We start from the raw sequence: 12,784 nt of genomic DNA, 5'->3' as shown, positions 1-12,784 counted from the left end.
TTTAGTCACCTCTTCCTTTTAATAGTCGATCACGTAGTGCATCACCTGTTAAGTTAAAGATTAATATTGTCATAGCGATAACAGTCGCTGGTGAAATGATCATAATCGGATGAGAGGTTATAAAATCACGACCTGCTTGCAACATTGCCCCCCATTCTGGTGATGGCGGCTGTGCCCCCAATCCTAAAAATGATAAAGAGCTAATGTATAAAACGATCTTGCCGAAATCCACAATGATTAATACAAGAATGGATGGTAATACTTTTGGTAATAAATGCTTAAATAAAATCGTTAATGTAGGAACTTTGAAAAGTTGTGCCATACGAATATACGATTGATGCATTTCTGTATTCACAATTCCTCTTGTCACCCGTGTGTAATTCATCCACTTAATTATGGTGATAGCAATAACTAGATTCCAAATACTTGGACGGAAGAAACTTGCGAGTGCAATCATGATGACAAATTCTGGAATACTTAAACCGATATCAATCATACGCATGATGATCATATCTATCCAGCCTTTTTTATAGCCGGACAGTAGTCCTAGAGGTACACCAATAATGACAGTAAATACTAAAGTAAGCACCGTGATAAATAACGTAGAACGTGCACCTACTACGAGACGAGTGAATAAATCCCTACCGTAATCATCTGTACCTAATAAATGTTGTGTACTCATAGGTTCAAATGTTTGAGATAAATGCACTTTTAAAGCAGCATCGTCATGAACAAAAAATTGCATCATAACAATGATGAAAACATATATGAAAAATACATAAAATATCCAATTCGAACGATTGATTTTAAATTTCATGATGTGTCGCCTCCTTATCATTATATGATTGAGACGATTTTAACCATGAGTGTTGTGTTAATCGTTGTTTAGGATCTAAACATATACTTAATACATCAGCACATGTATTAATCAAAATAACTAATATACCTATAAATAAGACGATACCTTGTATGACTGGGTAATCTCTTGAGCGAATACTATCAACTAAAAACGCGCCTAAACCAGGTATTTCAAATAAATTTTCAATAACGACTGTGCCACCTATTAAACTACCTACAGAAAGACCAATGAGTGGTATAGTTGGCAGTAAAGCTGGCTTGAGAAGGTCATGTAATAAAATATACTTTTCTGGCATTCCTCTTAGTCGTGAAGCTTGGACGATAGGACTTTGATATAAATCTAGTAGATTAGATCTAATTAATCTAATGAGATAGGCGCACATACCAACACTCATAGTTAGGATAGGTAGAATGTATGATATCCATTGGCCATCACTAGCTGGAGGAAGTAAGTTTAATTTTAAATCAAATATATATAATAGTAGTATACCTATGAAAAATGCAGGCAAACTAACAGATAAAGAGGTAAAAATTCTAATTATGCGATCAATTGGACGATGATAATTAATTGCTGCAAGTATACCTAATGGCACTGAAATGATGACTGACATGATTAATGTTCCTACAGTAATGATTAGTGTAGGAGGTGCATAGGTTGTAATCTCTTGGCTAACTGGCTCGTTAGTTTGATAACTTACACCTAAATCTAAATGCAATATTTGGATTATCCAATGCCACCATTGCGCCAATAGTGATTCATTTAGTCCTAATTTATTTTCGGTCGCTTTGATTTGAGCATTGGAAACTTGTGCAGTGTCTAAATGTAAAATTTTGTCTACTGGATTACCGGGAGATAATTTCATTAGAATAAAAGTAATTGTAGATAAGATAAACAATACTACAATCATTTGAAGACACTTTGAAGTGATTATTTTAATTATATTCATATGTATCTCTCCATTAGTTGTCTATGATATTTAAGGTATAAGTGAAAACTTAAATTGTAAAACCCAACTCTGTCAAATTATTTCAGAATTGGGCCTATGATCGTTATATATTAACGGCGACGAAATTGGTTAACATCTTGTTCGTGTTCAAATTGTTCATATCGACGCATATCTTTTTCGAGTTGCTTTTTCTTTCTTTCACGTCTCCAATTACGTGTAAAATACCATAATAGGAAACTGATAATTAAGCTCACAATCGCCATAAAAGCAGCATAACCTAGTAATGGTTGATATGTAATATCTTGGAAATTAGGAATTAAGAACGCTAATACACCTAATACTACAAAAGAAATAACTGCTGCAATAAACCATCTATGTAAGACTAAAGTGCAGAAAACAGTTAAAATGATAACTGCTAATATAGAAATCCATAGAAAATTCGGCATATCAAAAATAGTCATAAATGGATTCTCCTTATTTTAAATAATACTAACATTATTATACTATTTAATTTACTTTAACTAAACCTACTATAGTAGTATTTCTAAATGATTAATAACCGACCTAATTGCGGATGTATGATTGATATGTATCAACTGCGTTTCGAATTTAACTCATGTATAATAAAATTATTGATTACAAACAGGGAGTGAATCATATTGACACAAGGTTTACCAAATAGACAAGATATACCTAGTACTGAAACATGGGATTTAAAGGATTTATTCCAAAATGATGAAGATTTTTACCAAATATTAGATGAGACGTTAGCCTCTTCATTATCTTTTAATGAGCGTTATAATGGTCAATTAAAAGAAATTGATACGATTGAACATGCGCTTAAAGATTATGAAGCACTTTTAATACAAATTGATCGATTAGGCAATTATGCTGAATTACGTTTAAGTGTAGACACAACTAATGAAGATGCACAGACATTAAATGCTAAATTAAATACGTCTTATGGTAAAATCGCAAGTCGATTATCCTTTGTCGAATCAGAAATATTAAATTTGAGTAATGACACGTTACAGCAACTGAAATCTCAAACACAATATCCACATTACATTCAACAATTAATTGAACGCAAACCGTATCAATTAGATCCTAAAGTTGAACAAACATTAGCAAGTCTATCCCCTACTTTAAATCATCCTTATGATTTATACGGTACTACTAAAATGTTAGATATTGCATTTGAATCATTTAAACATAACAACATAGAGTATCCAATGGATTATGCAACATTTGAAAATGAATACGAGGATCATGCTGATCCTGAATTTAGACAGAAAAGTTTTAAGGCATTTAGCGATGCGATTAGACGTTATCAACATACAACAGCTGCCACTTATAATATGCAAATACAACAAGAAAAAATTGAAGCGGATTTAAGAGGATATGACTCAGTGATTGATTATTTATTACAAGAACAAGAAGTGACACGTGATATGTTTGATAGACAAATTGATGTCATTATGAGTGATCTAGCACCTGTCATGCAAAAATATGCTAAATTACTGCAACGTGTACATGGATTGGAAAAAATGCATTTTGAAGATTTAAAGGTTTCAATCGATCCTAGTTATGAACCTGAAATTTCCATTGATGAATCTAAATCTTATATCTATGGTGCACTTGATGTACTTGGCGACGATTACCATTCTATGATTGAATCGGCATACCAAAATCGCTGGATAGATTTCGCTCAAAATAAAGGTAAAGATACTGGTGCGTTCTGTGCTAGTCCTTATTTCACACACTCTTATGTCTTTATTTCATGGACTGGAAAGATGGCTGAAACATTTGTCTTGGCACATGAATTAGGCCATGCAGGTCATTTCACTTTAGCACAACAAAATCAGAATTTCTTAGAATCTGAAGCTTCAATGTATTTTGTGGAAGCACCATCAACAATGAACGAGATGTTAATGGCAAATTATTTATTCAACCATAGCGAAGATCCACGATTCAAACGTTGGGTCATCGGTTCTATACTATCTCGTACGTATTATCATAATATGGTGACGCATTTGCTAGAAGCGGCTTATCAACGTGAAGTATATCAGAAAGTAGATCATGGAGAATCATTAACAGCGCCAGTGTTAAATGATATTATGCTTAATGTTTATCAACAATTCTTTGGTAATGCGGTTGAAATGACAGACGGTACGGAGTTAACTTGGATGAGACAACCGCATTATTATATGGGGCTATATTCGTATACTTATTCAGCGGGCTTAACAATTGGTACTGTCATGTCACAAAGAATAAAAACTGAAGGACAACCAGCTGTTAATGATTGGTTAAATACGTTGAAGTCAGGCGGTAGTTTATCACCAGTTGCATTAGCAAAACAAGCAGGTGTTGATATCACAACAGAAGCACCATTGAAAGACACAATACGATATATATCTGAATTGGTAGATGAAGCAATTGCGCTTACTGATGAAATTGAGGCTAATTCATAAGTAAAACAAATCCCCTAAATGTAGCTAAGTGCTATCATTTAGGGGATTTTTATATCTTTAGGTTCTAACAATTACGAAGATCAGTCAGTTATATTTAAATTTGGGTTAAATAGGAATTTTAGCGACCTGCTTCGTAGTGTTCACCTGTGAGAAAATAGTACACGCTTTCAGCAATATTACTAATATGATCTCCGACACGTTCTAGATTTCTAGCAGCTAAGTGAGCTTGACCTGCTACAAACGGATCGTTATCAATTAAATATGTCGTATTGACAATGTTGATATATAAATCATCGATATCTTGATCTCGTTCAATAATTTCTTTAATTAATGTAATGTCTTCATTTTTGACAGCTGTATTTAAATCTTCAAGCATTAGCATAGCTAATTTGCCCATAGTCTTTAATCTTGTTAAGACATAATGGTCAGTTATTTTAACTCTGAGTCGAATATGAGCGATATTTGCGGCGTTATCACCCATACGTTCAAAGTCAGTAGAAATCTTTAAAGCTGCCATCATCATGCGTAAGTCTGTCGCTATAGGTTGTTGCTTTGTAATAAGCATGATGACTTTTTCATTAATTTCATAGTCTAAACGATTAATTTCTTTATCTTTTTCAATTGTCTCTCTTGCGAAAGTTCTCTTATCATCACTTAACGACACTAATGCATTTTCAATATTAAAATAAACACGAAGACCTAGACGACGTAAATCTTTGATTAAGTCTTCTAGTTGGCCTTCGTATTTTTGTCTAATCACTGCCATATATTAACCAAATCGTCCTGAAATGTAATCTTCAGTTTGCTTATCAGCTGGATTTGAGAAAATTTTATCAGTGTCGTCATATTCATTTATATAGCCGTTCAAGAAGAAAGCTGTTTTATCAGAAACACGAGCAGCTTGTTGCATGTTATGTGTAACCATGATGATAGAATAGTTTTCTTTTAATTCTTGAACAAGTTCTTCAATTTTCAATGTAGAAATAGGGTCTAAAGCTGATGTTGGTTCGTCCATTAAAATAACATCAGGTTCAATTGCTAAACATCTAGCGATACAAACACGTTGTTGTTGTCCACCAGATAATCCATACGCATTCATATGCAATCTATCTTTTAATTCGTCCCAAATAGCTGCGCCACGTAGTGATTTTTCTACAATTTCATCTAAAATCTTTTTATTTTTAATGCCGTGTGTTTTTGGTCCATACGTAATATTATCATATATAGATTTAGGGAATGGGTTTGGTTGTTGGAATACCATTCCTACATTCGTTCTTAATTTTTCTTTAGAATATTTTGCATCATAGATATTTTGATCACGATATAAAATCTTACCTGCAGTTTTAACTGATGGAACTAGTTCAACCATACGATTTAAAGCTTTAATGTAAGTTGATTTACCGCAACCTGATGGTCCGATAATGGCAGTTACATTGTTTTCAAGAATATCTAAATTGATATTTTGAAGCGCATGATTATCACCATACCATAAGTCTAAATTTTGTGTAGAATAAACGATTTTACGTTCACTATCAGAAATCGGATCGTGTTTATCTTGTGTAGTTACTATAGTAGATACGCCTTGATTTGAGTTGTCTTTCAATTGATCTAATGTTTTGTTTTCTTCGACTTTTGTATTAGCCATAATTTAAAACTCCTTCTAATTAACTAAGTTGATTTAATGTCTACTTAATCGTAAATAACGTTTCCCTGTTTTTATAACGACGTTAGCTTAAAATTTCTTACTGAATTTGTTACGGAAGAAAATAGCCAGTCCATTCATTAATAATAAGATTACTAATAATACGATAATGCCTGCTGATGCGACATTTTGGAATTCTTCTTGAGGCATTTTTGCCCAGTTATATATTTGAATTGGTAATGCTTGGAACTGATCCATAATACCGCTTGGTAAACGTAATAGAATTGTAGGAATACCAATTAAGATTAAAGGTGCTGTTTCACCTAATGCACGAGATAGCGCTAAGATAAAGCCTGTTAAAATACCTGGTAAAGCTGCAGGTAATACCACTTTATAAATCGTTTGCCATTTGTTAGCACCTAAACCATAAGAAGCTTCTCTTACTGAGTTAGGTACAGCACGAATCGCTTCCTGTGCCGCCACGATAATGACTGGTAAAATTAATAAAGACATTGTTAATGCGCCGGCAATGATTGATTTACCAAGTGATAATGATTCAACGCCCATACCACGAACGAATAATGTAAGTCCTAATAGACCGAATACAACTGAAGGTACACCTGCTAAGTTTGATATACAAACCTTAACAAAGTTCGTGAATGGATTTTTACGTGCATATTCTTCAAGATAAATTGCTGTACCTACACCTAATACGATTGATATTGGAATAATAGTAATCATTAACCATAATGTACCAACTAATGCACCTTTAATCCCTGCCATTGATGGTGTGGAAGATGAAAAGTTAGTAAAGAATGATGGTGTTAAATGCCCAGCACCTTTAATTAATGTATCAACTAATAAAGCTGCTAATACGATTAAACCAATTAATGTACAGGCTAAAAATATACCTTTGAAAATTTTATTTTTGGTCATACGACTCGAAATATTTTTATCGACTTGCTTTTGATCGATTAATGTTTTGCTATTGCTATTTGATGTATTAGTAGTTGTCGCCATATTAATACTCCTCTCTGAAACGTTTAGAAATCCATTGTGATAGTAAGTTCATTGCTAATGTGAAAATGAATAGCGTGAAACCTACTGCATAGATACTGTAATAAACGTCTGATCCGAAAGTAGCATCGCCTGTCGCAACTTGAACGATATAACCAGTCATTGTTTGAATAGAACCAGTTAAGTTAAGTGAAGCTGTAGGTGTACTACCTGCTGCAAGAGATACAATCATTGTTTCACCGATAGCTCTTGAGACAGCTAATACGATTGAAGCTAAAATACCTGAAGCTGCTGCTGGTAACACAACTTTAATTGCAACTTCTAATTTAGTAGCACCTAATCCCAATGCACCTTCACGAATCTTATTCGGTACTGATGCCATTGCATCTTCACTCATACTTGTGATAAGTGGGATAATCATAACCCCAACGACTAATCCGGGACTGATTGAATTGAAACTACCTAACTGTGGAAATACTGATCTTAAAATTGGTGTGACAAAAGTTAATGCAAAGAAACCAAATACGATAGTAGGAATACCAGCTAAAATTTCTAAAATTGGTTTGATAATTCGTCTAACTTTGTCAGTCGCATATTCACTTAAGTAAATAGCAGCACCTAATCCGATTGGAACGGCAAATAATGCAGCAATGATTGTGATTTTTAACGTCCCTATGATTAATGCCCAAATACCATATGATGGTTTAGCAGAGAATGGGTTCCAATCTGTAGAAAATAAAAATTCTGTAATTGGTACACGTGTGAAGAACGTAATTGTTTCTGTAAGTAAAGTAAATAAAATCCCTAATGTAACTAAAATTGAAATCGCTGCAATGATAGCCAAAATAATCGGTACGATTTTATCGCTTGTACCACCCTTTTTGGCATTGTTCTTAGCAATCATTTCTCTAATATTTGTTTTTGAAGCCATTTAAAAACCTCTCTCTTATTAAATCTCCCAATTATAAAAAAAGAGTGGGAATATTTCAGGCTATAGATGAGCTAGACTCATGATTTGTAATATGACTTATAACCTGAAAAGAAAATCAGACAAAGTGGTTATTGATTTTAACCACTTTGCAATGATTTTCGTTAGTATTCCCAAACTCTATTATTAATTATTTATCTTCTTTTTTATCAGATTTTTTATCAGAGTCTTTGCTGTTTTTCTTAATGTATTTTTTTAAATCTTTAAGCTCTTCTTTGTAGTCTTTCTTAGGAAGGGCTACATAACCAGCATCCTCAGCTGCTTTACCTTTATCTTCAAGTGTGAATTTCATGAATTCTTGGAAAGCTTTGTTATCTTTTAATGATTTCTCTTTAGCGTAGATGAATAATGGTCTACTTAATGCATAAGAGTTATCTTGGATTGTTTTCTTAGTTGGTTCTGTGTCTTTACCTTTATCGTCTTTGATTTTAACTTCTTTTAATTTATCTTTATTTTGTTGATAGAAGTTATAACCGAAGTAACCGATACCTTCTTTATTCTTTTCAACTGATTGAACGATAACGTTTGTATCAGCATTTTTCTCAGCTTTGATATCGCCTTTGTCCATTACTTCTTCAGTAAAGAAGTCGAATGTACCATGTGATTGGTCAGGTGAGAAAGCTTTAATTTTCTTATCTGGCCATTTAGAGTTAACATCTTTCCATGTTTTAGCTTTGCCAGAGTAGATTTCTTTAAGTTGATCTTTAGATAATGATTTAACGAAGTCATTATCTTTATTTACTGTAACTGTTACACCATCTTGTGCAATTTTGTATTCTTTGTATTTAATGCCTTTATCTTCTAATTTTTTCTTTTCTTCATCTTTAATTGGTCTTGAAGCATTTGAGAAATCTGTTTCACCTGAAATGAATTTCTCAAATCCGCCACCAGTTCCTGAAGTACCAGATGATACTGTAGCGTTAGGATAATCTTTAGCGAATTTTTCGTTTAATTTTTCAATGATTGGACCGACTGTTGATGACCCGTCACCTTTTACTTTTCCACTTACATCTTTACCTTCGCCTGAACCGCCATTGTTACCGCCGCCACAAGCGCCTAAAAGTACTGAAGCTCCTAATACAGTCGTACCGACTAATTGCCACTTTTTCATTGAAACATCCTCCTAATATAAATAACCCAAATGTTATATGTATTTCTTACAGTCCTAATACTAAAGGTTTATTGTTAATTAATAATAGAGCTAATGTAAATGTTTTGTTAAGAATGAGAATTGAATTGTAAATATGCTTTGAACACTGATATAACAGTGTTTTTAAAGTTAGAGATCTTGAAAAATAATATAATTTTTGGGTTGTTAAAATTGCAAAATATAAAAATGATGGTTTTGGATACTTAAAATATTACAAAAAAAGCGCTTATTGAAATATTTCATTCAATAAGCGCTATGGTGATATGATTCGACTATATTAATAGAAGAAATGCGTTTTTGTATTAAGAATTTTGTTCGTCTTCCGTACGAGACCAACCTTTTTTTGTTAAGCTGATTTTGCCAGTTTCAATATTAATCATCTTTTGTTTATATAAATGACCAATGGCACGTTTAAATGAACCTTTGCTCATATTAAATACCTCTTTGATAGCTTCGGGACTTGATTTATCCCAAAAAGGTAATTCGCCATCATATTCCACAAGTAAATCAAAAATGACTTGCCCATCATCATCTAATCTTTCATGAGCTAAAGGTAAAAATGAACCATTAAGTTCACCACGTTCATTATGACCAATAATACGAACGGTAACTAATTCACCTAATCTTGGCTCTGCTTTACGTTCTGATTCATGAACAAAAATTTTATAACCTTCGGTACTTAATAAGAAACTCCCCACTCTTAAAACACGATATGGTCTAGCTTCTAACATTTCATTTTGTTTACTATCGTCGTTAACAGGTGTGTACATGTTATCAACGATACCTTCACTTGCTAAACGAGCGAACATTTGGTTCTGACTATCAATTCTTAATGTCACGAGTAATTGATCTCCAGCTTCTGGCCATAATGTTTTAACCTTTGGTAAATCTTCCCATGGTATTAATACTTCTCTTGGTAGGCCAACATCAACACGTGCGCCATCGCGATCGACTTTAAGCACCTTTGCAAAGTCATATTTGTCTTTCGTAATATCAGGCATATTTTGTGTTGCGAATAATTCACCTGATCTATTTGGATAAATAAAGAAACTGTATTCTTCACCTATTTGTAATTCGTCTTCTTCATTTACTTCGGATTGATTGAGTTTAACTTGTTCTCCATTGGGTCCTTTTAACATATATGTTGATCCTTGTAAGCCAGTCACTTCAAGAAATTCTATAGAACCTACGATATCTTTTTCTAGTGCCATTATATTCTCCTTCGAGTCTTTTATTCTTTTATAGTATAACACGAGTCATGTAATCTATCATTACAAGTTATCGGTGGTCGAAACTATCGTTATAATATGATATAATTCTTCCGTTAGAATAACGATATAAAAAAGGAGCAAATGCATGTTACAAGTAACTGATGTAAGTTTACGTTTTGGCGATCGTAAGCTATTTGAAGATGTAAATATTAAATTTACTGAAGGTAATTGCTATGGTTTAATTGGTGCAAATGGTGCAGGTAAATCTACTTTCTTAAAAATTTTATCTGGTGAGTTAGATTCACAAACAGGTCATGTGTCATTAGGTAAAGATGAAAGATTAGCGATTTTAAAACAGGACCACTTCGCATATGAAGATGAACGCGTACTTGATGTTGTGATCAAAGGTCATGAACGTTTATATGAAGTAATGAAAGAAAAAGATGAAATCTACATGAAACCAGACTTTAGTGATGAAGATGGTATTCGTGCTGCTGAACTTGAAGGCGAATTTGCTGAAATGAATGGTTGGAATGCTGAAGCAGATGCAGCTAACCTACTTTCAGGATTAGGTATCGATGCTTCATTACAAGACAAGAAAATGTCTGAACTTGAAAATAACCAAAAAGTAAAAGTATTACTAGCCCAAAGTTTATTTGGCGATCCAGACGTATTATTACTAGATGAGCCTACCAATGGTTTAGATATTCCAGCTATTAGTTGGTTAGAAGACTTTTTAATCAACTTTGAAAATACTGTTATCGTAGTATCCCATGACCGTCACTTCTTAAATAATGTGTGTACACATATTGCAGATTTAGACTTTGGTAAGATCAAAGTATATGTTGGTAACTATGATTTCTGGTATCAATCAAGCCAATTAGCTCAAAAAATGGCTCAAGAACAAAATAAGAAAAAAGAAGAAAAAATTAAAGAATTACAAGATTTCGTTGCGCGTTTCTCAGCGAATGCTTCTAAATCAAAACAAGCAACGAGTCGTAAGAAACAATTAGAAAAAATTGAATTAGATGATATCCAACCTTCATCTAGACGTTATCCATATGTTAAATTCACACCTGAAAGAGAAATTGGTAATGATTTATTAACTGTTCAAAACCTATCAAAAACAATTGATGGTGAAAAAGTATTAGATAACATTTCATTTACAATGAATCCTAATGATAAAGCTATTTTAATTGGTGATAGTGAAATTGCTAAAACAACATTACTTAAAATCTTAGCTGGTGAAATGGAGCCTGATGAAGGATCTTATAAATGGGGTGTAACAACTTCATTAAGTTACTTCCCTAAAGATAACTCTGAATTCTTTGATGGTGTGGATATGAATCTTGTTGACTGGTTACGTCAATATGCACCAGAAGATGAACAAACTGAAACATTCTTACGTGGCTTCTTAGGACGTATGTTATTCAGTGGTGAAGAAGTTAAGAAAAAAGCAAGCGTGTTATCAGGTGGCGAAAAAGTTCGCTGTATGTTAAGTAAAATGATGCTATCAAGTGCTAACGTATTGTTACTTGATGAGCCTACCAACCACTTAGACTTAGAAAGTATCACAGCAGTCAATGATGGTTTGAAATCATTTAAAGGTTCATTGATCTTTACATCATATGACTTTGAATTTATCAATACAATTGCTAACCGTGTGATTGATTTAAATCAATCTGGTGCCGTTTCTAAAGAAATTCCTTATGAAGAATACTTAAAAGAAACAGGAGTATTACAATAAATGACTTCGATTGAGCGTATGAATACATTTTGATGATGTATTTATACGCTTTTTATATACAGATATAATGAACATTCCCCTACTACTCTAGTTATTTATATTTTAAGGAATACACTCGTCTTGTTATCCGAGTGCACAAGAGATACTAACCATTAAAATGCACTATAATGTTTACAATCGTTTAGCAACGATTGCATAAGAGCCACTATTCTTTTAAAAGATTCAAAAGGAATACACTCGTCTTGTTATCCGAGTGCACAAGAGTTACTAAGCATTAAAATGCACTAAAAGGTTTACAATCGTTTAGCAACGATTGCATAAGAACCACTATTCTTTTAAAAGATTCAAAAGGAATACACTCGTCTTGTTATCCGAGAGCACAAGAGATACTAAGCATTAAAATGCACTAAAAGGTTTACAATCGTTTAGCAACGATTGCATAAAAGCCACTATATTTTTTGAAAAAGTGGCTCTAAATTTTCTGTTTATTTTAAAAAATCACAATTATCGGTTTACAGTCACATGTGGTATATGTATAATAAAAACATATCAATTGAATAAGATTTTGATGAGGCGCATTAAACATGAGTAAATATTAGGCAACTGTCTGCTAACAGCTAATATTGAAAGGGGGCAATGCCGAAACGAATGATAATAGCAGGTATCATTTGTTGGACTTTTTGGTTAAGAGCTAAGAGTTTGTCATTATTTCACAATAATGGAGTGCATCACTTGTACATAAATGTAGAACAA

Annotated in this window: 11 protein-coding genes and 1 riboswitch; of the genes, 2 read left to right on the top strand and 9 right to left on the bottom strand. The window is 33.0% G+C overall.

The features are described 5' to 3' along the window. Nucleotide 1: 1 nt before the first annotated feature. The 3 genes from nikC to ssp1_RS06990 all read right to left on the bottom strand — a co-directional run bounded on the left by nikC (nt 2) and on the right by ssp1_RS06990 (nt 2,266). Nucleotides 2-817 carry a nickel transporter permease gene (nikC, locus tag ssp1_RS07000; RefSeq protein ID WP_002451343.1) on the bottom strand — a complete coding sequence of 272 codons (816 nt, stop codon included), beginning with the start codon at nt 815-817 and terminating at the stop codon, nt 2-4. Then, the gene (nikB, locus tag ssp1_RS06995; RefSeq protein WP_075778808.1) at nt 807-1,805 is read right to left on the bottom strand and encodes a nickel ABC transporter permease; all 999 of its coding nucleotides are present in this window, start codon (nt 1,803-1,805) and stop codon (nt 807-809) included. Before nikB ends, nikC begins: the two co-directional genes overlap by 11 nt. A 110-nt stretch (nt 1,806-1,915) precedes the next feature. Beyond that, complete coding sequence (locus ssp1_RS06990) at nt 1,916-2,266, bottom strand: hypothetical protein (RefSeq protein ID WP_075778807.1); 351 nt, start codon at nt 2,264-2,266, stop codon at nt 1,916-1,918. 198 nt (nt 2,267-2,464) lie between these two features. Here ssp1_RS06990 and pepF point away from each other — a divergent pair, with 198 nt between their 5' ends. Next, nucleotides 2,465-4,276 (top strand): oligoendopeptidase F, encoded by a 1,812-nt coding sequence (gene pepF / locus ssp1_RS06985; RefSeq protein ID WP_075778806.1) that lies wholly within the window; start codon nt 2,465-2,467, stop codon nt 4,274-4,276. 118 nt (nt 4,277-4,394) lie between these two features. Here the strand turns inward: pepF and phoU are convergent, their stop codons facing one another. The 6 genes from phoU to cvfB all read right to left on the bottom strand — a co-directional run bounded on the left by phoU (nt 4,395) and on the right by cvfB (nt 10,284). Continuing rightward, nucleotides 4,395-5,042 carry a phosphate signaling complex protein PhoU gene (gene phoU, locus ssp1_RS06980; RefSeq protein ID WP_002451347.1) on the bottom strand — a complete coding sequence of 216 codons (648 nt, stop codon included), beginning with the start codon at nt 5,040-5,042 and terminating at the stop codon, nt 4,395-4,397. A gap of 3 nt (nt 5,043-5,045) precedes the next feature. After that, nucleotides 5,046-5,921 (bottom strand): phosphate ABC transporter ATP-binding protein PstB, encoded by an 876-nt coding sequence (gene pstB / locus ssp1_RS06975; protein WP_002451348.1) that lies wholly within the window; start codon nt 5,919-5,921, stop codon nt 5,046-5,048. A gap of 87 nt (nt 5,922-6,008) precedes the next feature. Beyond that, complete coding sequence (gene pstA / locus ssp1_RS06970; RefSeq protein ID WP_002451349.1) at nt 6,009-6,938, bottom strand: phosphate ABC transporter permease PstA; 930 nt, start codon at nt 6,936-6,938, stop codon at nt 6,009-6,011. Between the two features lies 1 nt (nt 6,939). Beyond that, a complete protein-coding gene (gene pstC / locus ssp1_RS06965) occupies nt 6,940-7,866 on the bottom strand; it encodes a phosphate ABC transporter permease subunit PstC (protein WP_002451350.1) in 927 nt (308 codons plus the stop codon). A gap of 187 nt (nt 7,867-8,053) precedes the next feature. Then, nucleotides 8,054-9,034, bottom strand: a complete 981-nt coding sequence (locus ssp1_RS06960) for a PstS family phosphate ABC transporter substrate-binding protein (RefSeq protein ID WP_002451351.1) — start codon at nt 9,032-9,034, stop codon at nt 8,054-8,056. A 341-nt stretch (nt 9,035-9,375) separates the two neighbouring features. Continuing rightward, nucleotides 9,376-10,284 carry an RNA-binding virulence regulatory protein CvfB gene (gene cvfB, locus ssp1_RS06955; RefSeq protein ID WP_002451352.1) on the bottom strand — a complete coding sequence of 303 codons (909 nt, stop codon included), beginning with the start codon at nt 10,282-10,284 and terminating at the stop codon, nt 9,376-9,378. Nucleotides 10,285-10,429: 145 nt separating this feature from the next. Here cvfB and ssp1_RS06950 point away from each other — a divergent pair, with 145 nt between their 5' ends. After that, a complete protein-coding gene (locus ssp1_RS06950) occupies nt 10,430-12,031 on the top strand; it encodes an ABC-F family ATP-binding cassette domain-containing protein (RefSeq protein ID WP_002451353.1) in 1,602 nt (533 codons plus the stop codon). A 560-nt stretch (nt 12,032-12,591) separates the two neighbouring features. Beyond that, a riboswitch (Lysine riboswitch) is annotated at nt 12,592-12,768 on the top strand. The last annotated feature ends 16 nt before the right edge of the window (nt 12,769-12,784 follow it).

The sequence above is a fragment of the Staphylococcus sp. M0911 genome (assembly GCF_003491325.1).
Lineage (GTDB): Bacteria > Bacillota > Bacilli > Staphylococcales > Staphylococcaceae > Staphylococcus > Staphylococcus warneri_A.
The sequence above is the reverse complement of the archived record's forward strand: the minus strand, read 5'-3'. Positions and strand labels throughout refer to the sequence as shown.